Genomic DNA, 21,050 nt, shown 5'->3' with positions numbered 1-21,050 from the left:
GCAAAGACAAACATGTGATGCCGGGCCGTCCGCCTGCGGCCGCCGGTCTTACCCTGCAGCTGCGTCGGGGTTGTTGGTTCGATATGATGCGACATGATTTAGACCTCCCGCCCGAAGATGCCGCTGGGTTTCAGCAGCAGCACAAGCGCCATGATGACGAAAATGATCGTTGTGGACGCCTCGGGGTAGAAAACCTTGGTCAGGCCCTCGACCAGCCCCAGGGAAAACCCCCCGAGGATCGCACCTATGATCGACCCCATGCCGCCGATCACGATGACGGCGAACACCACGATGATGAGGTCGTTGCCCATCACCGGGTTGACCGAATAGACAGGTGCGGCCAACACCCCAGCAAAGGCGGCCAGCGCTACCCCGAACCCGTAGGTCAGCGTGATCAGCATCGGCACATTGATGCCGAAGGCGCTGACCATTTCAGGATTTTCCGTTGCCGCCCGCAGGTAAGAGCCAAGCCGGGTCTTTTCGATCAGGAACCATGTGCCAAAGCACACGATCACAGCCATCACGATGATGAAGGCGCGATAGATGGGCAGGAACATGAAACCCAGATTGATAACGCCGGTCAGTGCCGCCGGTATCGGATAGGGCTTGCCCGATACGCCATAGAAGTTCTGGAACAGCCCGGCGATGACCAGCGTCAGACCAAACGTCAGAAGCAGGCTGTAGAGATGATCGAGTTCATGCAGCGGGCGCAGCAAGGTGCGTTCGATCACCATGCCGATCCCGCCCACGATCAGCGGTGACACCACAAGCGCGGCCCAGAACGGGATGCCCAGATATGTCAGCAGCATCCAAGCAACAAAGGCCCCCATCATGTAAAGCGCACCATGCGCGAAGTTGATGATGTTCAACAGGCCAAAGATCACTGCCAGCCCAAGGCTCAGCACGGCATAGAAGGCCCCGTTGATCAGCCCAAGAAGCACTTGGCCAAACAGCGCCTGCGGCGGAATTCCCAATAGCTCGAACATGACTGATTTCCTTATATGCCAAGATAACCTTGGATCTTGCCCAGGTTGTCCGTGACCTCATCATTGCGGATTTCGTCGATGACGCGGCCTTCCTGAACGATGTAATGGCGGTCTGCGAGTTCGCGGGCGAAATGAAAATTCTGTTCGACCAGCAAAATGGTGAACCCTGCCTTTTTCAGTCGCCGCACGGTACGGCCGATCTGGTGGATGATCACCGGGGCCAGTCCCTCGGTTGGTTCGTCCATCAGCATAAAGCGCGCCCCGGTCCGCAGGATGCGCGCGATCGACAGCATCTGCTGTTCGCCGCCCGACAGCTTGTTGCCGTAACTGTCCAGCCGTTCCTTTAGGTTGGGGAACAGTTCGTAGATTGCGGGCAGCTCAAACCCGCCCTCGGCCACCTTGGGTGGCAAAAGCAGGTTTTCCATCACCGACAGACTGCCGAATATCCCGCGATCATCCGGCACATAGCCCACGCCCATTTTCGCGATGGTTCGCGCAGGCGCGTCGATAAGCTCGCTGCCCTGAAAACGAATGCTGCCGCTGCGGTTCTTGAGCAGGCCCATGATCGCCTTGAGCGTGGTGGTCTTGCCCGCGCCGTTGCGGCCCAGCAGGGTAACAACCTCGCCGGCGTCAACACGCAGGCTCACGTCATGCAGCACGTGGCTTTCGCCGTACCAGCCGTTCAGGCCCGACACCTCAAGCATGGTGCCGGATTGCGAGGCGGGCGCAATGGTGCCGGGGTGTTCAGTCGTATGTGTCATGGGGCTCTCCGATATAGGCCTCGACCACGGCGGGGTTTTGCGACACCGCGGCATAATCGCCCTCGGCCAGGATCGCCCCCTGCGCCAGCACGGTGATCTGGTCCGACAAGGTGGCGACGACAGACAGGTTGTGTTCCACCATCAGAACCGTTCTGGTCTGCGCGACCCGTTTGATCAGTTCAGTGGTGCGTCCGATATCCTCTTGCCCCATCCCGGCCAGAGGTTCATCCAGCAACAGCAGCTGCGGATCCAGCGCCAGCGTGGTCGCGATTTCCAGTGCGCGCTTGCGCCCATAGGGCAGGTCGGCGGCGCGCGCGTGCATGACATTGGCCAATCCGACCTCTTGCAGCAACGCCATGGCTTCGTCCTCAAGCGCGTGCAGGCATTTGACAGAGCGCCAGAAATCGAACGAGGGGCCATGAACGCGCCGTTGCAGGGCCAGTCGCACGTTTTCCAGCACGCTCATGCTGCCGAATACTGCCGAAATCTGGAATGACCTTACCATTCCCTTGCGCGCAATCGTCGCTGGAGACAGGTCGGTCACATCCTGACCTTCATAGGTTATGGTGCCGCTGGTTGGCGTCAGGAACTTGGTCAAAAGGCTGAAACAGGTCGTCTTGCCTGCCCCGTTCGGACCAATCAGTGCGTGTATCGTGTGACGCCGTACAGAAAAGTCCACGTTATCTACGGCTCTTATGCCCCCGAAGACCTTGGTCAAACCCTTGGCCGTGAGAACATAATCAGCCCCGTTTTCATGGCGAGATGTCATGGGATTGATTTCCTTGACCTAAGGCGGCGCCCCGGTGAAAAGGCGCCGCCGGTGTCAGACTGTCAGCCGTTCACAAGAGAGCAGGTGCTCTTTTCAAGCGGCATGTAGGCTTCTTCAGCGGGGATTTCGCGCAGCACGCGGGCCACGTCATCGTCGTTCTGGGCCTCGTCCGGCGCTTTGACCTGTGCCAGATACATCGTGTGCATCATGCGGCCATCTTCGCGAATATAGCCATCATGGGCGAAGAAATCGTTGATCGGATTCTCGCCCATCCACTTGCGTATGGTGGCCGTGTCGTCGGTGCCCGTTGCTTCGACCGCCTTCAGATAGTGGGTGACGGCGGAATAGAACCCGGCATGGATCATCGTGGGCATGCTGCCGTGACGTTCCTTGAACCGCTCAGCAAAGGCGCGGGTTTCATCGTCATGATCCCAGTAGAACCCGGTGGTGTAGGTCAAGCCCTGAGCCACATCCAGCCCAAGTGCGTAGATGTCGGTGAGAAACACCAGCATCCCCGCGATGGTCTGGCCGCCCTGCACAACGCCGAATTCGCTGGCCTGTTTCACGGCCGTACTGAAATCGGTGCCGGCATTGGCAAAGGCCACCACATCCGCACCCGAGGACTGCGCCTGAAGGATGAACGAACTGAAATCGGTGCCCTTGAACGGGTGACGCACGGTGCCCACCACATTGCCGCCAAGTTCCTGCACGACATTGGCGGTGTTTTCTTCAAGAGAATGACCAAAAGCGTAGTCGGCGGTAATGAAATACCATTCGGTCAACCCGCTCTTCACGATGGCGTTGCCGGTGCCGGTGGCCAGCGCGAAGGTGTCATAGACATAGTGAATGCCGGTCTCCGTGCATTCTGCGTTGGTCAGCGCGGTCGATGCCGACCCCGCCGCAATCGTCAGGACAGTCTTTTCCTTGCCGATGTTCTGAATGGCGATCGCAGCGGCCGAGTCGGTGGATTCGATTATCATATCGACGCCGCTCTGATCGATCCATTCCCGCGCCAGGTTCGATGCCACATCAACCCGGTTCTGATAATTGGCCGACAGCAATTCAATCGGCTTGCCGCTCACGGTGCCGCCGAAATCCTCGATCGCCATTTCCGCGGCGACCACTGCGCCCATGCCGCCATTGGCGGAATAGACACCGGTCATATCGACCATGGCGCCGATCTTGACGGTGTCGCCCGATATGTCCTGTGCCGTGGCAAACCCTGTCGACAACGCAAGTGTCGCGGTTATCCCTGTCAATAGTTTCATTCTCTGATCTCCTCCATAGGATCGGATAGTCTCGTGACCGTGTTTAGTTGGCCCACCCAAAACCACGCAACAAGCATGCCATTACCTTCTTCTTTCCAACGAATGCTCCGATTTTCCCTCGGATACAGGCAGGAAATCAGAAATACGGGCACCGATCTTTGCGACTGTGCAGATCAGAAAGTGCGCCCCGCCCAAGCAAATGCCCGCGCCGGGCAGAATGGCGGCCCCGTACGGGGCCGCGCCAGCCATGTTCATTTAACATGGAGTTATTGAGAACAGGATGCGCACGCATGTGTCTTTTTCAAGAACAGCGGCGTGCTCCGGGTCAGGCTGCCTCTAGCGTCAGCGCGATCCCTTGCCCCACGCCGATGCACATTGCGGCCAGTGCGCGCTGCCCGCCTGTCAGGTGCAGTTCAAGCGCCGCAGTGCCTGCCAGCCGCGCGCCCGACATGCCAAGGGGATGCCCCAAGGCAATCGCGCCGCCATTGGGATTGACGCGCGGGTCGTCATCCGCGATTGACAAATCACGCACCGTGGCAAGTGCCTGGCTGGCGAAGGCCTCGTTCAGTTCGATGACATCGAAATCCTTCACCGACAGCCCCAGCCGTGTCATCAGCTTTTTCGATGCGGGCGCGGGGCCAATCCCCATGATGCGCGGTGCGACACCTGTCGTCGCCCCGCCCGTGATACGGGCAAGCGGTGTCAGGCCATACGCTTTGACCGCCGCGCTTGACGCCAGCACCAGCCCTGCCGCCCCGTCATTGACGCCCGAGGCATTGCCCGCTGTCACGGTTCCGCCCTTGCGGAAGGGAGCGGGCAGTTTCGCCAGGCTCTCTGCCGTGGTGCCGGGGCGGGGGTGTTCATCTTGCTCCACGATGCGCGGATCGCCCTTGCGCTGCGGGATGGTGACCGGTGTGATCTCTTGCGCCACCCGCCCGCTGTCAATCGCGGCACCCGCACGCTGTTGCGAGCGCAGTGCGAACGCATCCTGATCTGCGCGGCTGATGACGAACTCCTCCGCCACGTTTTCGGCGGTTTCAGGCATTGAATCGGTGCCATGCGCCTCTTTCATCAGCGGGTTGACGAAGCGCCAGCCGATGGTGGTGTCGAAAATGGCGGTGTTGCGCGAAAAGGCCGTGTCGGCCTTGGGCATGACAAAGGGTGCGCGGCTCATGCTTTCGACGCCGCCCGCGAGGATCAGGTCGGCCTCGCCGGTGCGGATGGCCCGCGCCCCGGCAATCACGGCATCCATGCCCGAGCCGCAAAGGCGGTTGATCGTGGTGCCCGACACCCCCTCGGGCAGCCCCGCCAGCAACAGCGACATGCGCGCAACATTGCGGTTGTCTTCGCCGGCCTGGTTGGCACAGCCGAAAATCACGTCATCTACCGCTGCCCAATCGACTTGTGGGTTGCGGTCCATCAGCGCGCGCAAGGGCACGGCCCCCAGATCATCGGCGCGCACGGCCGATAGGGCACCGCCAAAGCGGCCGATGGGGGTACGGATATAATCGCAGATAAAGGCGTCTTGCATAGTCAACTCCTGTTTGCCGGCTCTGGGCTCGGTGATGCCCCTGATATCACGCAAATCCGGTGCCAGTCACGGGGGGGCAGGGGTCAAACTTCGGGCTGTGCCTGTGCAGCTTTCATGCGGCGGCGCACCGACGAGGGGGGGATGCGCAGCATCCGGCGGTATTTGGCGATCGTCCGGCGCGCGATGGTGATGCCTGAGCGGTCCAGCGCGCTGACGATGGCGTCATCCGACAGGATCGCGTCAGGCCGCTCTGCGTCGATCAGCGCTCTGATTCGGCTACGCACGGCAGCGCCTGACACTTGCCCGCCCCCGCCCGTGGCGGCCAGCCCTTCGGAAAACAGGGACTTAATCGCCACCAGCCCCCGTGGCCCCAGAATATACTTGTTGGCGATAGCTCGGGACACGGTGGATTGATGAACGCCCACCGCATCAGCGATATCGCGCAGGCACAAGGGCCGCAGACTGGCCGCGCCGTGCAGAAAGAAATCGCGCTGCTGCGCGACCAGTTCGGTTGCGACCCGCAGGATGGTCTGGGCGCGCATATCCAGATTGCGCACCAGCAAGGTTGCATCGCGCAGGCAATCGGCGATGAATTTTTTCTCGTACTGTTGACGGGCCTTTGGCCGGAGAAGCGCGTGATACTCGCGATCAACCAGCGCACGCGGCAGAACATCGGGGTTCAGTTCAACCCGAAAACCCCCGTCGCGCGCCCGAGACAGCACAATATCCGGCAACGCCAAAGGCACCGGGGCGCTGTCAAACTGACGGCCCGGCGCCGGGTTCAGTTGTTTCAGCCGGGCAATCATCGCTATGACATCATTCCGGTCACAGCCGCATTTGCGCGCCAGCGCGTCAAAGTCATAGGTTTCGAGCAGGGGCAGATTTGCCAGCAGGCAGGCCCGCTTGTCGGTCAGTTCACTCCGCTCTTGCAGTTGCAGGCGCAGACATTCGGCCAGATCACGGGCCGCCACTCCACACGGGTCGAACTGCTGAATGCGGGCCAGCACCTCAAGCACGGGGCGTTCGGGCAGGCCAAGGGTGCGCGCGATGTCGCTAACGGGGTGACGCAGATAGCCGCTTGGCTCGATCGCCTCGATGATTTCGGCGGCGATCACGCGGTTCTGCGGGCGCCTGAAGGTCAGCATCGCCTGATCCAGCAGATGCTCGCGCAGGGTGACGGGGCGCGCACAGGTTTCTGCGATGTCGGGCAGATCGCCGGATGCGGCCGCCCCTGCGGGGGGCAACGCGGCTGACCGCGCATAGGTGGCCTGCGCCGCCTTGCCGGGCACCGGAAAGCTGAGATCGAGCAGCGGGTTTCTTTCGGCTTCGTCGGCTAGGAATGCGTGCAGGTCCTGACTGTTCATCTGCAATATCTTGATGGACTGGATCGCCTGTTGCGACAGCTTCAGGGTTTGCGTCTGGCGCAGCTGTTGCCCGATCTGAAGTTGCATTGCGTCCTCCCCCGTTGTCGCGCGCGCCTTGGGTGCGTGACCCGCGCCGCGGGATCGACAACATGATAGTCATAATAGTCACTAAGCAAAAACCGTGCCATAGGCGCAGGCCAATTGTCCAACAGCTTCGCGCCATGGGGTGTTGTCAAGGCGGGCGATTTTCGACAGAGTTGTCCGAATTGTGGACATCGCCCGCCTGTCGCCCGGTCGGGAGGTCAGTAGGATTACAGCATGACCCGCGACAAAACGCAAAATGTCAAAGGACTGATCATCGTCGGTGATGATGGGGATGTCATCTTGCAACTGGGCGTGGGGCAGGATCGGCGGCTGATATCGATGGTCAGTGACCCCGACTGGATGACCGAGGCGATGGAACGTCGTATTGTTCCCGCGCTGCTGACGGATGCGCAGTATGTGGTGCTTGTCACGCCGGTTCAGGACGGGCGGCTGGTTTTGTTTTTCGATGCGGTGACGGATACGGTGCTGCGGTTTTTCACGCAGGTCGATTTTGCCTTTGATATCATCGATCACATCCTGAACGATCCCTATGACGCGATGGCCGTCATCGACGCCAAGGCGCGGCTGGTGTTCGTATCGCCCGTGCATGAAAAATTCTTTGGCCTGAAAACCGGCGAAGGCGTGGGCCGGAACGTGCGTGATGTTATTCAGAATACCCGGTTGCATCATGTGGTGCGCACCGGGGTTGCCGAGGTGGGCCAGATACAAAGGATGCGCGACAGCGAACGCGTCGTATCCCGCCACCCGATCAAGCATGACGGGATGGTGATGGGCGCCATCGGGCGCGTGATGTTCAAGGGACCGCAGCAGGTTGAGGCGCTGGCGCGTCGGATCAACGTGCTGGAAAAAGAGATTGCCAGCTATCGCACCGAACGCAAGGCCAGTGAACACGCCGAGGCGTTTCTGAAGGCCATCGTCGGCCAGAGCCCGGCCATCGAGGCGGTGCGCGACCAGATTCGCAAGGTCGCACCGCTGGATATTCCGGTGCTGGTCCAGGGTGAGTCCGGCACCGGCAAGGAACTGGTGGCAAAGGCGCTGCACGCGCTGAGCCCGCGCAGCAAGGGGCGGCTGATCACGGTAAATGCCGCGGCCCTGCCTGCCTCTTTGGTCGAAAGCGAGCTTTTCGGATACGAACCCGGATCGTTCACCGGGGCCGACAGCAAGGGTCGGCTTGGCAAATTCGAACAGGCCGACAGGGGCACTATCTTTCTGGATGAGATCGGGGACATGCCGCTTGAGGTGCAATCCAAGCTGCTGCGCGTGTTGCAGGACAAGATCGTCGAGCGCGTCGGCGGCGAAAACCCGCGGCAGGTCGATTTCCGGCTGATCAGCGCCACAAACCGCGACCTGGAACGCTTTATCGAGCAAGAAAAATTCCGCCTGGACCTGTTCTATCGGATCAGCCCGGTGATCATCAGGATGCCCACCCTGGCTGAACGTATCGAAGACATTCCGCTGTTGCTGGACCATTTCCTGACAGAGCTGTCAGCCCATTACGACCGCCCCATGCCCGAGGTCGAGGATGCGGTGCCTGATTTGATGATGGGGCGAGCCTGGCCGGGCAATGTGCGCGAATTGCACCATGTTATCGAACGCGCCTTTGTCTTTGCCGAGAACGGCTGGCTGCGGGTGGTGGATTTTGAACAAGCCGGCCTTGCCGCGCCGCCCCGCCGCATCGCCACCGCGTCTGCGGCGGCCCCCGACCTGGCCGATGGCGGATCTCTCAAGGATGTTCTGGGCCAACTGGAACACAAGCTGATCGCCGATGCGATGATCCGGTTCAACGGCAACAAGAAAAAGGTGGCCGAACATCTGGGGATCTCGCGCTCGTATCTCTACAAGAAACTGGAAGAGGATTTCGAGGCTTAGGCGTGCCCGCGCTGCGAACGTTATCGCGTACACTTGACCGCACCAGCGACACATGCCGCGCAACACGTGCGTGTGCAGAATTTTTTGCGGCCACTTGCCCCCTGTAAGGCCTTGCTTCTGCGAAATTGGCATGCGGTTTGCGTCACCTTTGTCAGGCTGATTTGGAAAAGGTGAAAATATGGAGAACCGCAATCCTGACGACGCGCGTGACCGGCCCGGTTTACCGTGTGATACGCTGCCGGTCTGGAAGACCGGGCAGGGGTTCAGGTTTCTTGACGGGGTGCGCGTTGTCGATCTGACGACATCCATCGCGGGCCCCTATGCCACGATGCTGTTATCCGATTTCGGCGCCGAGGTGATCAAGGTTGAACGCCCCAGCGGGGATGACGCGCGTCATTGGGGGCCGCCGTTTCTGAACGATACATCGCTGTGGTTTGCGTCGGTCAACCGCAACAAGAAAAGCGTGGCGCTTGATCTGAGTTCGGACGAGGGGCGCGCGCAGCTGATGGATCTGATCCGGTCGGCCGATGTGTTCGTCACCAACCAGCCGCCGGACGTGCAGCGCAAGTTGCGTCTGGATCATGACAGCATTCGCGAGGTGCGCGAGGATGTGGTATTCGTGTCGATCACCGGCTTCGGGCTGAGCGGCCGCCGCGCCGAGCTGACCTGTTACGACCTGATCGCCGAAGGGTATTCCGGCGTCATGGACCTTACCGGGCAAGCCGATGGCCCGCCGCAAAAGATCGGTGCGCCCGCAGCGGACATGCTGGCCGGGCAGGATGCCGCCACGGCCACGATCGCCGCGCTGTTCGACCGCGCACGCACCGGCAAGGGCCGCAAGATTGATGTCAGCCTGGTCGAAAGCATGACGCGGTTTCTCAGTTGCCGCCTGTCAGCCTATCTTGGTTCTGGCGAGGTGCCGCGCCGCTCGGGGGGCACGGATAGCGTGATCGCCGTTTACCAGTCCTTCGACACGGCTGACCGCCCGATGACGCTGGGACTTGGATCCGATGCGATCTGGGCGCGTTTCTGGAAGGCCTTGAACCAACCCGAGTTCGGCGCACGGCCTGAGTTTTCCAGCAATGCAAAACGCCAGGACCAACGCCCGCAGATCGTCGCGCACATTCAGGACATCCTGCGCGAACGGCCCCGCGCCGAATGGCTGGAAATTTTCGCCAAGGCCCGTGTGCCCGCCGGCCCAATCAACAGCCTGGACGAGGTTGCCGCCGATACCGACCTGCAGGATCGCGGCATGTTCTTTACGATTGAGGACGGTGGTAACAGCCTGCTGCCGCAGATCGGCCTGGGTATACAGGTGGACGGTGCGCCTTGTGTTCCGCGCTCGGCTCCGCCGCGCCTTGGCGAACATAACGAAGAGCTTTTACGTCAGCCCGCCGGCGCGTTGAAGGAATAGCCACCGCAGGCCCTATCGGGCCACTGCAACCCGAAATTGACAGGACAGACAGCATGACATTTTCACAGATCACCTACGAAGAAGACGGCCCCATCGGGACGATCACGCTGAACCGACCGGATCATGGCAACATGTTCACCGAAACCATGTGCCATGAAATCCGCGATTGTATCGAGGGCATCCGCCGCGAGACACGCACCCGGGTGATCGTGCTGACCGGCGCAGGGGAAAAGTTCTTTTGCATCGGTGGTCAGAAGGACGGCATGGAAAAGACCCGGCTTTACGCCGGAACTCTGCCCACGCTTGAAATGTACGAGGCCATCGACAAGCTGCAAAAGCCAGTGATTGCCAGTGTCAACGGTTATGCGGTGGGTGGCGGCAATGTCCTGCAGATGGTCTGCGATGTGACCATCGCCAAGCAAAGCGCCATGTTCCGGCAGGTCGGGCCGATGATGGGGTCGTTCGATGCGGGCTATGGCACATGGTATCTGGAGGATCTGGTCGGCAAGAAGCGAGCCAAGGAAATCTGGTATGCGAACCCCAAGATCAGCGCCGAAGAGGCGCGCGTCATGGGGCTGATCAACCGGATTGCCCCGGATGATGAACTGGCCGCGAAAACCCGTGACTTCGCACTTGAGATTGCCGATCGCGGGGCGTTTGCGCTGGCCTCGATCAAGGGGGCTTTCAATGCCCGGCATGGCGGGGTCGGGGGCTTGTCACGCGTCACCCATGATCTGTTGCTCAGCCAGTACCTGGGGACCGAAGAGTCGAAAGAAATGAAGGCCAGTTTCAATGATCGCCGCAAGCCGGACCCGTCGAAGTTCGGCCAGTGACGGAGGAAGGCATGAAACCTTTTCTGACATTGCACGATCCGGCCGCCGCGCGTGCCTTCTACAAGGCCGGGCTTTGGACCGATGACACATTCTACAGCTTGATGGCGCGGCACGCTGACGCCCGCCCTGATGCCATGGCCCTGCGCGACGGGTCCTGCTGGCTGGACTGGCGCACGCTCAAGGCGCGGGTCGATGCGCTGGCGGATGACCTGTATGAACACGGGATTCTAGCGGGCGACCGGGTGTCGCTATGGCTGTCCAACCGGGCCGAGGTGGTCATTGCCTTTCTGGCCTGCTCGCGCGAGGGGATCGCCTGCAACCCTTCACTACACCGCACCTATACCTGCGACGAGATCATTGACCTACTGAACGAACTTCAGGCAAGCGCCGTGATCACCGAGCCAGGATGGGGCGCCGACCGTGCCACGCGAGATTTTGACGCCATGCTGGCCGACCTGCCTTTCGTCAAAAAGGTCTATACGCCTGATAACTTCCCCACGCATATCACGCAGGTCGATCCGGTGCCGCACTCCAACCCCGACAGTGTCGCCTATCTGGCCTTTACCTCGGGCACGACGGGAAAGCCGAAATGCGTGATGCATTCGTCCAACACGCTGCTGGCCAACGCCCGCGATCTGGTGCGCGACTGGCGGCTGACCCATGACGATACGCTGCTGACACTCAGCCCGCTGTCGCATCATATCGCCTGGGTCGCAGTGGCGCAGTGGCTGGTTTGCGGTGCGCAGCTTGTCACCGACGATCCGCCGCCGGGGGTCAGCCGGCTGGACTGGATCATCGAAACCGGCGCCACCTATGTGCTGGGCGTGCCCACCCACGCCATGGATATTCTGGACGAACAAACCCGGCGCGGCATCCCGCAGATCGGACAGGTGCGCATATTCTACATGGCGGGCTCCCCCATCCCCGAGGTGGTGGCGAAAGCCTTTGCTGATCAGGGGATTACCCCGCAGAACATCTATGGCATGACGGAATCCTCCTCTCATCAATACACGCATCCCGACGATCCAAAGGATGTCTGGATTTCCACCTGTGGCCGGGGCGGCCCGGCCTATGAGGTGCGCATCTGGGACCGCGACAATCCCGAAAAAGAGGTGCCTCCAGGTGAAATTGGTGAAATCGGTGGGCGCGGAGCGGCGTTGATGCTGGGCTATTTCGCCAATCAGGCCGCGACCGAGAAAACCTTCAACCGGCACGGGTATCTGATGTCGGGCGATCTGGGATTGTTCGACGCCGCCGGCAACCTGCGGATCGAGGGCCGGGTCAAGGACGTGATCATTCGCGGTGGCCATAACATCTATCCCTCGCAGATCGAGGCCCGCGCCCTGACGCACCCCGACATCAGCAAGGCGGCGGCCTTTCCCGTGCCAGACGACCGGCTGGGCGAAAAGGTGTGCCTGGCCATCATCGGCAACCTGAGCGGGGCGGAGGTGCTGGAGTATCTGGCCACCGAGGGGCTGTCAAAATTCGACATGCCCGAATGGTTCATCGCGCTGGATGAGCTGCCCCTGACGGCCAGTGGCAAGATCCTCAAGCGCGCGCTGACCGAAATGGTCCGTACGGGCGCGATCATGCCCGAGCCCGTGCGTTACGCGGAAAAGAAGGTATCGACCTCATGACAATCGACCTGACCAAAACCGACGACGGCTGCGCGCTGCTTACGCTGAGCCGGCCCAAGGCGATGAATGCGCTGTCCTTTGACATCCTGCGCCGCATCGGTGCAGCGCTTGATGAGGTGGCTGGCTGGCGCGATGTTCGCGCCCTGCTGATCACCGGCGCGGGGGACAAGGCGTTTTGCGCGGGGGCCGATATCAAGGAACTGCGCAACCGGTCCCTGACCGATCAGAAACGCGGCGCCGAACTGGGACAGGCGGTGTTTGCCCGGCTTGACAGGCTGCCGGTTGCGTCGGTTGCCCTGGTCAACGGCTATGCCTTTGGCGGCGGGGCCGAACTGGCGATGGCCTGCACCTTTCGGTTGGCCAGCCCGAACGCGGTGTTCGGCTTGCCCGAAATCAAGCTGGGCCTGATCCCCGGCTATGGCGGCACGCAGCGCCTGCCCCGTCTGGTGGGCGAGGCGCGCGCGCTTGAAATCATCATGACGGGGCGCAACGTGACCGCGGACGAGGCTGAACGCATCGGCCTGATCAATGCGATTGCCGAGGGTGACCTGATACAGGCCGGCCGGGATTTTGCCGGGCGCTTTACCCGCTACAGCCTGCCGGTGCTGGAATGCGCCCGCCGCGCGGTACAACGCGCCGCCGACGCACCCCTGCACGAGGGCCTGCAAACCGAGGCTGAACTGTCCACCCTGGCCTATCGCACCCGCGATGCCGAAGAAGGCATGGCCGCCTTTGAAGGAAAACGCAAACCGGAGTTTCGCGATGAGTAAAGGACAGATCATTGTCACCGGCGCGTCCAAGGGTATCGGCCTCGCCATCGCGCAGCATCTTGAAAGTCGCGGTTTTGCGGTGGTGGGGCTGTCTCGTTCGGGCACGGGTGGTGCGGGCCGCCAAATGCGCTGCGACGTGACCGACGAAGACGCCGTGCGCGAGGTCTTTGCCGAAATCGCGGCGCAGGGGCCGGTGGCCGGGCTGGTCAACAATGCCGGGGTGCATATCGGCAGCGCCACCGCAACCCTGCGTACCGATGATTTCAACAAGACCATGGCGCTGAATGTCACCGCCGTGATGGTCGCTGCACGCGAGGCCTATCCACATCTGCGCGCCAATGGCGGCACGATCGTAAATATCGGCTCGTTCTTCGACAAGATGGGCGTGCCCGACAACCTTGCCTATTGCGCCTCAAAGGCGGCGGTGGCGGCGATGACACGCTGCATGGCGGTGGAATGGGCGCAAGATGGTATTCGCGTCATGACCGTGGCGCCGGGCTATATCGAAACGGACCTGAATCGCGCATTTCTGGCCCGCGACAAGGTGCGCGCATGGTTGCAATCACGCATTCCCACCGGCGGCCCGGGCCAGCCTGCGGATGTGGCCCGGCTGGTGGGCGCGATCTTTGTCGAGGATATCGCCTTTCTGACCGGCGAGACAATCTACATCGACGGCGCGCAAAGGATAAACCACTGATGAAACTGTATGAGAAGGTGCTGTCCGCACGCAACTGGAACGACGAGGAGCGCCAGATCCTGACCCAGGTGCAGCGCATGGTGGACGAGGTGATCGCCCCCAATGCCGAGCATATCGACGAGACCGGTGAATTCCCGTGGAAGAATGTCGAGGCGATCAATGCCTTGGGCCTGAACACGATTTTCATTCCAGAAGAATTCGGCGGGATGCCGATGTCTTACAAGCTGTATCTGGAAATCGTGTCGATCATCTCTGAGGCCTGTGCCTCGACCGGGATTATCTATGCCACGAACTACCATGGCATGAAGCCGCTGATCGACTTTGGAACGGACGAACAGCGCGCGCGCCTTCTGCCCCGCATCGCCCAGGGCGGTATGGGTGCGCTGGCCATCACCGAACCCACCGCCGGATCGGATGCCACGGGTATGAAAACCAAATTCATCCCTGATGGTGACGATATCATCGTCAAGGGTCGCAAGATCTTCATTTCCAACGGCGACGTGGCCGATCTTTACCTTGTGTTCGGAAAATGGGCGGACATCGACGACCCGAAAAAGGCGATCTCTGCGTTGATCATGGAAAAGGGCGCCGACGGGTTCGGCGTGATTTCGAAAGAACGCAAGATGGGTCACAATGGCTCGTCCACCTGTGCGCTGTCCTTCGACAATGTCCGTGTGCCGCGCGCCAACCTCTTGGGCGCGCCGGGCGAAGGGCTCGCGATCTTGCTGGCATCGCTGAACAAATCGCGTCCTTCGGTGGCGGCACACGCGCGCGGCATCGCGCGCGCGGCGTTCCGCGACATGGTCGCTTATGGCAATGACAGGGTGCAATCGGGCAAGGCTGTTCTGGATTTTCAGGGCAACCAGTTCATTCTGGCTGATCTGGCCGCAGAGCTGCTGATGGTAGAGCGCTGGCTGGATTATGTCGCCGAACTGGTCGATGGCGTCGACAACGACTTCGGGCTTGAAGCCTCGGTTGCGAAACTGCGCGCATCGGATTTGGCAATGAAGATGACCACCGAATGCGTCCAGTTTCACGGCGGCTATGGTTATTGCCGCGATTACCGCGCCGAGCGCCTGATGCGCGATGCCAAGATCACGCAAATCTGGGAAGGCACCAACCAGGTTCATCGTCAACTCATCGGAAGGAGCTTCAGAAGCAAATGACCCGAATCAGAAAGGTCGCGGTTTGCGGCGCAGGCGGCACCATGGGTGCGGGTATTGCCCTTGTGGCGGCGCGCAGCGGGTTTGAAACCATTCGCTTTGACCAGTATTCAGAGGCACTGGCCCGGTCGCGAGCAGCGGGGGAAAAGTTCTTTGATAAATCGGTGGAGCGTGGGCGCATGTCTGAAAGCCAGCGCGACGACACGCTGGCCCGTCTGCACGACAGCACCGATCTGGCCGACCTGGCCGATTGCGATCTGGTGATCGAGGCGATCTATGAGAACCTTGAGGTAAAACAGGCCCTGTTCAGAGAGCTGAACGCGATCTGCAAGCCGCAGACGATCTTTGCCTCCAACACCTCGACCCTGTCGATCACCCAGATTGCCAGTGGCTGCGGTCGCGAGGATCGGGTTGTAGGCATGCATTTCTGCCTGCCTGCCGAACTAATGAAGCTGATCGAGATGTCGCGCGGCCTGAACACCTCTGACGAGACGTTTCGCGACGCATGGGCGTGGACCGAAGCCGCCGGGCAGCTTCCGGTGGAAACCCAGGACAAGCCGGGCTTTATCCTGAATGCGCTGCTGGTGCCGTTCAACAATGACGTTATCCGCGCGATCGAGGCGGGGTTGGCCACGCCCGAAGATATCGACACCGCCATCAAAAGCGGGCTGGGTTACAAGATGGGCCCTTGCACTTTGCTGGACCTGATTGGACTGGATACGCAAGTTTTGCTGGGCGAGGCGTTCTATCCGATCACGCTGGATCGCCGCGCCTCGGTGCCGCCTTTGCTGCGCCGGATGGTGGCTGCCGGCAGGCTGGGAAAGAAATCGGGGCAGGGGCTTTTGACCGGGCAAAACCGCCCGCGTGCCGAAACCGCCCCCGATTTCACCGTGGCCTCATCAGGCGAAAGCCGCTCTTTCCCGCCCAGCGATGGGTTTGCGGACCGCGCTGCGGATCAGGGCGATGTAACGGTGCATCTGGGGGGCGGGTATGCCCCCGACCCGTCGAAAATCGCCGTGCTGGTGGAACTGGATACCGAATGTCTTGGCGTTCACACTGGCGAGGATATGGGCCGCGAAGGCTCTAACGTGGTTGGCTTTGCACGCTATCGAAACGGCAATGACGCCCCGTCGAACCTGATCGAACTGGTGCGTCAGCCCGCAACCGACCCCGCCGCGCTGGATGCGGCGCGCGCGATCTTCGAGGTGGCCGGCTTTGACGTGGTGGTCTGTGCCGATCAGCCGGGGCGCATCATCGACCGCCTTGTGCGGCCCAAATACAATGATGCGCTGCGGTTTCTTGATGAGGGGCTGGCCACTGCCGAGGATATGGACAAGACCTGCAAGCTGGGCCTTGGCTATCCTGACGGTCCGATCGAACGGGTCACGCGGGGTGGTCTCGCCCGGCATTTTGACGTGACATCGGCGCTCTATGCCATGACGGGGCTGCCCGGCTATGCGCCCGAGCGCCGTGCCGTGGTGGCCAGCGCCCGTCAGGCGCAGGCCCCTGTCGGCCCTGATTTGGTGAAAGGATAACACCCCATGCCTGCCACAGACTGGAAACGGACCATCGCGGTAATCGGTGCGGGCACGATGGGCGTGGGGATTGCGCAGCTTGCCGCCTCTCACGGCCATATCGTTCTGTTGCATGATGTCGCCCCCGATGCTGCCTGCAAGGCCAAAGCCGGGCTGTCACAGCGGCTGGACAGCCGCGTGGAGCGCGGCAAGATGACAGCCGACGACGCCAAGGCCCTGCTGGATCGCATCCGCCCGGTGGCCGATCTGGCCGATCTGGCCGAGGCCGGTCTGGTGATCGAGGCCATCGTCGAGGATCTGACGGTCAAGCAAAAGGTTTTTGCCGAACTGGAAAAGATCGTCGCCACCGATGCGATACTGGCGACAAACACGTCATCGATTTCGGTGACCTCCATCGCCCGCGTCCTTGCGGCGCCGGGACGGATGGTGGGGATGCATTTTTTCAACCCGGCGCCGGTGATGAAATTGGTCGAGGTCGTGTCGGGCCGGGCCACGGCACCCGAGGTGGCGCAAACGGTGTTCGATCTGGCGGGCAACTGGGGCAAGGTTGCGGTGCACGCTCAATCGACCCCCGGTTTTATCGTGAACCGCGTTGCCCGTCCGTTCTATGCCGAGGCACTGCGCCTTTTTGAAGAAAAGGTTGCCACCCCGGTAATGCTGGATGCGCTGATGACAGAAGGCGGCGGGTTTCGCATGGGGCCATTCGCCCTGATGGACCTGATCGGCAATGATGTGAACTATGCCGTAAGCCAGTCGGTGTTCGAAGCGTTTTACCACGATCCGCGGTTTCGCCCGTCACTGGCGCAGATGGAACTGGTGAACGCGGGGCATCTGGGGCGCAAATCGGGGCGCGGATTTTATGACTATGCCAAAGGCGCCCCCCCACCCGTGGCACAGACCCTGCCCGCCGACCCTGCCCTTGTCCAGCCAGCCCCTATCGACCCCGGTCAGCCCTGCGTGATCGAAGGCACCCATATCATCCAAAGCGACGGGCGGCTTGCACGCGAGATCGCGCGAGACCGGGGCGCGCCGGTGATGGTGCTGGACCTGCTGAACAGCGACGGGCCGGCGCAGCGTCTGGGTTTTGCCATCTCGCCGGATGTGCCGCAGGATGTCGTGGCACGGGTCACAGCTACGTTGCAGGGGCAGGGCACCGCCTGCACTCCGCTGCCTGATTGGCCGGGGCTGGTGGTGATGCGCACCGTTGCGATGCTGGCCAACGAGGGGTTCGAGGCCGTGTTGCAGGGCGTGGCCAGCGAAAGCGACGTTGACACTGCGATGCGGTTCGGCGTGAACTATCCGAATGGGCCGATCGAATGGGCCCGCGAGATTGGCCTTGGCCGGGTTCTGGCGGTGTTGGACAACCTGCACAGCCTGACAGGCGATCCGCGCTATCGTGCCTCTTTGGGGCTACGTATGGCCGCGATGGAGTGACGGGCGGTCCCCGGTCAGTACGTCAATGTCAGCCCAACGCGCTTGCGAGGTTCAGCCGGGCAGGCGGGGTGAATCGTCTCTTCGTCACAGGGCTCATCCTTTGAGTGTCCTGCTCTCCGGTAAACCCGGGGCGGTTCAGGCGTCCTCGACTAGCCCATTGGTGCTAACGTCAGGCAGATCTTGACCTTGCCGAGGGCAGAAAAGGCCTGGGCATGTGCATCAGCTACATCGCTGGATTCGCAAAGGGAATCCATGATGATAGTTGCAACAACACCGCCAGAAGGCGTCGTTTCCGCGCCCCCGGCCTGCAATTCGCCTGCAATTCAGCGCATGAGGTCCCGACATGTCTTTGCGACAACGGCCTCTTCGTTCGTGGCCAGGACCAGCACCTCGACCCCGGATCGCACGGTGCTGATGCGGGTTGCGTGCCGGTCGTTCGCCGCGTCGTCCAACTCGATGCCCAGCCAGCCCAGCCGTTCGCAGATCAGCTTGCGAACCGGCGCCGAATTCTCGCCGATGCCGGCGGTGAATACCAAAGCGTCCAGCCCGCCGATCGCGGGCACGAGCCCGGCCAGGCTGCTGGCGGCGCGATAGCAGAACAGGTCAATCGCTTCCTTCGCGTGCGGGTCGTCGCTGTCTTGCAGAACCTGCATGTCGTTGCTCAGCCCCGAGACGCCCAGCAGGCCGGACTGCTTGTAGAGCAGATGCTCGATTTCCGCCGCCTTCATGCCCCTGGCCTGCATCAGGTACAGCACGACGCCGGGGTCCAGCGCGCCGCAGCGCCGCCCCATCATCAGCCCGTCCAGCGCGGTAAAGCCCATGCTGGTGGCCACGCTTTTGCGGTCCTTCATCGCGCACATGCTGGAGCCGTTGCCGAGATGGGCGACGATCACGCGTCCCGATGCGCGGTTGCCAAGATGCCCTGGCAGGATGCCGGCGATATAGTCGTAGGACAGGCCGTGGAACCCGTAGCGGATGACCCCCTCGTCACTCAGGGCGCGGGGCAGGGCAAAGAGCTGCGCAAGCCGGTCCTGGCTGCGGTGAAAGCTGGTGTCGAAACAGGCGACTTGCGCAACATCCGGGCGCCATTTCGCAACGGCGCGGATCGCCGCGACGTTATGCGGCTGGTGCAGCGGTGCAAGGGGTTCGAGTTCGGCAAGCTGTTGCAGCACCGGCGCGGAAACCAGCGTCGGCCCGGCAAATGCCTGCCCGCCATGGACAACCCGGTGCCCCACCGCCCGAAGCGGCCGGTCGGCGGTATGGGCCGCAAGCCAGGGCAGCAGGAGCGAGATCACCGCCTCGTGGCCGGCCGATACATCCAGCGACGCCAACGCGCCGGCATCCAGCGCCGTGCCGCCCGCGTCGCGGGCGGAAAAGGCTGGCGTCCGCCCGACCCCCGCGACCGCGCCCTTGATCCGCGGGGTCGTGGTTTCCGTGTCGGCGTCGAAGACGGCGAACTTGATGCTCGACGATCCGGCGTTCAGGGCCAGGAACACGCCGCTCATGACATGTCGCCCATCAGCCTGCGGTGGAAAAAGAGCTGCGCCATCGCCGCCGAGGCCAGCCGCGACATGACGCCGTCTGCCCGGCTGGTCAGCACGATCGGGATGCGCGCACCCAGGACGATCCCGGCCGCATCCGCGCCGGCGAGATAGATCAGCTGTTTCGCCACCATGTTTCCCGCCTCCAGGTCCGGAACGATCAGGATATCGGCCTGGCCGGCAACTTCCGAGTGGATGCCTTTTGCCTCGGCGGCCGATCTGGAAACGGCATTATCAAAGGCAAGCGGCCCGTCAAGCGCACCCCCGGTGATCTGGCCCCGGTCCGCCATCTTGCACAGCGCGGCGGCATCGACAGTCGAAGGGATGCTTGCGGTCACGTTCTCGACCGCCGACAGCAACGCGACCCTGGGCAGTTCGATGCCCAGGGCGAGGGCCAGGTCAATGGCGTTCTGAACGATATCGCGCTTGGTTTGCAGGTCGGGAAAGATGTTGATCGCCGCGTCGCTGATCAACAGCGGCTTGGGATAGTCGGGCACGTCAAGCGCAAAGACATGGCTCATCCGGCGTTCGGTGCGCAGGCCGGTTTCCTTGTTCATCACCGGTTTCAGCAATTCATCGGTGTGGATATTGCCCTTCATCAGCATGTCGACCTTGCCCGCGCGCGCCAGCGCAACGGCGGTTTCGGCGGCGGCATGGCTGTGCGGCACGTCGACGATCTCGATCCCGCTCAGGTCGCAGCCGGTCTCAGCGGCGGCGGCCTCGATCTTGGCCCTGGGGCCGACCAGAACGGGCACGATCAACCCCTTGGCCCCGGCCTGAATCGCCCCTTCTAGCGACAGGGAATCGCAGGGGTGAACGACCGCTGTGCGTACTGGCGTCAGCGCGGCGGTGGCCCTGATCAGATCGTTGAACCGCGCCCCCCGTTCATGAATGTGGACCTCGGGCAGGGGAACACGCGGGCGGCGAACCTTTTTCGTCGGGGCGATCACCAGTGCCTGCCCCTCGATGACGGTCTTGCCGTCCTGGTTGATACACTCGCAGTCCAGCGTGACGTGGTGGTGCTTGTCGTTCTTTTCCCTGACCGTCACGCGGATGGTCACCGTATCCCCCACGCCGACCGGCGCGCGAAAGCTGATGCTCTGGTTCAGGTAGATCGTCCCCGGGCCGGGAAGCTCGGTTCCCAGGACGGCGGAAATCAGCGCGCCGCCCCACATGCCGTGGGCGATGACGCGGTGAAACATGTCTGAGCTGGCGTATTCCTGATCGACATGCGCCGGGTTCACGTCGCCGGAGACAGCGGCGAACAGCTCGATGTCCTGGGGGCGGAGCGTGCGGGTCAGCTCGGCCGTGTCGCCGATCTGCAGCTCGTCATAGGTTCTGTTCTCGATGAATTGCATGGATGCCTGCCTTGT

At 61.9% G+C, this 21,050-nt stretch carries 17 protein-coding genes; 9 read left to right on the top strand and 8 right to left on the bottom strand.

What is annotated here, in order from left to right; genetic code table 11:
• Positions 1-98: 98 nt before the first annotated feature.
• The 6 genes from DL899_RS00740 to rpoN form a co-directional block, all read right to left on the bottom strand.
• Positions 99-986: a branched-chain amino acid ABC transporter permease gene (locus DL899_RS00740; RefSeq protein WP_111731855.1), complete on the bottom strand. Its 888-nt coding sequence runs from the start codon at positions 984-986 to the stop codon at positions 99-101.
• Positions 987-997: 11 nt separating this feature from the next.
• Complete coding sequence (locus DL899_RS00735; RefSeq protein WP_111731854.1) at positions 998-1,747, bottom strand: ABC transporter ATP-binding protein; 750 nt, start codon at positions 1,745-1,747, stop codon at positions 998-1,000.
• On the bottom strand, positions 1,731-2,516 hold the full coding sequence (locus DL899_RS00730) for an ABC transporter ATP-binding protein (RefSeq protein WP_111731853.1): 786 nt from the start codon (positions 2,514-2,516) through the stop codon (positions 1,731-1,733). The genes DL899_RS00735 and DL899_RS00730 overlap by 17 nt, the downstream gene beginning before the upstream one ends.
• Before the next feature lie 62 nt (positions 2,517-2,578).
• The gene (locus DL899_RS00725) at positions 2,579-3,784 is read right to left on the bottom strand and encodes an ABC transporter substrate-binding protein (RefSeq protein ID WP_111731852.1); all 1,206 of its coding nucleotides are present in this window, start codon (positions 3,782-3,784) and stop codon (positions 2,579-2,581) included.
• Positions 3,785-4,109: 325 nt separating this feature from the next.
• Positions 4,110-5,315, bottom strand: a complete 1,206-nt coding sequence (gene pcaF / locus DL899_RS00720; protein WP_111731851.1) for a 3-oxoadipyl-CoA thiolase — start codon at positions 5,313-5,315, stop codon at positions 4,110-4,112.
• 83 nt (positions 5,316-5,398) lie between these two features.
• The gene (gene rpoN, locus DL899_RS00715) at positions 5,399-6,766 is read right to left on the bottom strand and encodes an RNA polymerase factor sigma-54 (protein WP_111731850.1); all 1,368 of its coding nucleotides are present in this window, start codon (positions 6,764-6,766) and stop codon (positions 5,399-5,401) included.
• Between the two features lie 231 nt (positions 6,767-6,997).
• Between rpoN and DL899_RS00710 the strand changes: the two genes are divergently transcribed.
• The 9 genes from DL899_RS00710 to DL899_RS00670 all read left to right on the top strand — a co-directional run bounded on the left by DL899_RS00710 (position 6,998) and on the right by DL899_RS00670 (position 18,136).
• Complete coding sequence (locus DL899_RS00710) at positions 6,998-8,653, top strand: sigma-54 interaction domain-containing protein (protein ID WP_111731849.1); 1,656 nt, start codon at positions 6,998-7,000, stop codon at positions 8,651-8,653.
• A gap of 178 nt (positions 8,654-8,831) precedes the next feature.
• Positions 8,832-10,067, top strand: coding sequence for a CaiB/BaiF CoA transferase family protein (locus DL899_RS00705; protein WP_111731848.1), 1,236 nt, complete (start codon positions 8,832-8,834; stop codon positions 10,065-10,067).
• Positions 10,068-10,120: 53 nt separating this feature from the next.
• Positions 10,121-10,900 (top strand): enoyl-CoA hydratase-related protein, encoded by a 780-nt coding sequence (locus DL899_RS00700; protein ID WP_111731847.1) that lies wholly within the window; start codon positions 10,121-10,123, stop codon positions 10,898-10,900.
• 11 nt (positions 10,901-10,911) lie between these two features.
• Positions 10,912-12,537 (top strand): class I adenylate-forming enzyme family protein, encoded by a 1,626-nt coding sequence (locus tag DL899_RS00695; RefSeq protein ID WP_111732065.1) that lies wholly within the window; start codon positions 10,912-10,914, stop codon positions 12,535-12,537.
• Complete coding sequence (locus tag DL899_RS00690; protein WP_111731846.1) at positions 12,534-13,307, top strand: enoyl-CoA hydratase/isomerase family protein; 774 nt, start codon at positions 12,534-12,536, stop codon at positions 13,305-13,307. The genes DL899_RS00695 and DL899_RS00690 overlap by 4 nt, the downstream gene beginning before the upstream one ends.
• The gene (locus DL899_RS00685) at positions 13,300-14,004 is read left to right on the top strand and encodes an SDR family NAD(P)-dependent oxidoreductase (RefSeq protein WP_111731845.1); all 705 of its coding nucleotides are present in this window, start codon (positions 13,300-13,302) and stop codon (positions 14,002-14,004) included. The genes DL899_RS00690 and DL899_RS00685 overlap by 8 nt, the downstream gene beginning before the upstream one ends.
• Positions 14,004-15,170 carry an acyl-CoA dehydrogenase family protein gene (locus DL899_RS00680; protein ID WP_111731844.1) on the top strand — a complete coding sequence of 389 codons (1,167 nt, stop codon included), beginning with the start codon at positions 14,004-14,006 and terminating at the stop codon, positions 15,168-15,170. Before DL899_RS00685 ends, DL899_RS00680 begins: the two co-directional genes overlap by 1 nt.
• Complete coding sequence (locus tag DL899_RS00675) at positions 15,167-16,702, top strand: 3-hydroxyacyl-CoA dehydrogenase family protein (RefSeq protein ID WP_111731843.1); 1,536 nt, start codon at positions 15,167-15,169, stop codon at positions 16,700-16,702. Before DL899_RS00680 ends, DL899_RS00675 begins: the two co-directional genes overlap by 4 nt.
• A gap of 6 nt (positions 16,703-16,708) precedes the next feature.
• The gene (locus DL899_RS00670; protein ID WP_111731842.1) at positions 16,709-18,136 is read left to right on the top strand and encodes a 3-hydroxyacyl-CoA dehydrogenase NAD-binding domain-containing protein; all 1,428 of its coding nucleotides are present in this window, start codon (positions 16,709-16,711) and stop codon (positions 18,134-18,136) included.
• Between the two features lie 323 nt (positions 18,137-18,459).
• Here the strand turns inward: DL899_RS00670 and DL899_RS00665 are convergent, their stop codons facing one another.
• Together DL899_RS00665 and DL899_RS00660 are read right to left on the bottom strand one after the other, a co-directional pair.
• Positions 18,460-19,641 (bottom strand): acetate/propionate family kinase, encoded by a 1,182-nt coding sequence (locus tag DL899_RS00665; RefSeq protein ID WP_111731841.1) that lies wholly within the window; start codon positions 19,639-19,641, stop codon positions 18,460-18,462.
• Positions 19,638-21,035: a bifunctional enoyl-CoA hydratase/phosphate acetyltransferase gene (locus DL899_RS00660; protein ID WP_111731840.1), complete on the bottom strand. Its 1,398-nt coding sequence runs from the start codon at positions 21,033-21,035 to the stop codon at positions 19,638-19,640. The genes DL899_RS00665 and DL899_RS00660 overlap by 4 nt, the downstream gene beginning before the upstream one ends.
• Positions 21,036-21,050 lie beyond the last annotated feature (15 nt).

This window comes from Roseovarius amoyensis (assembly GCF_003260265.1).
Classification (GTDB): Bacteria; Pseudomonadota; Alphaproteobacteria; order Rhodobacterales; family Rhodobacteraceae; genus Roseovarius; species Roseovarius amoyensis.
Note: the sequence above shows the minus strand (reverse complement) of the source record. Positions and strands in the feature narration are given on the sequence as shown.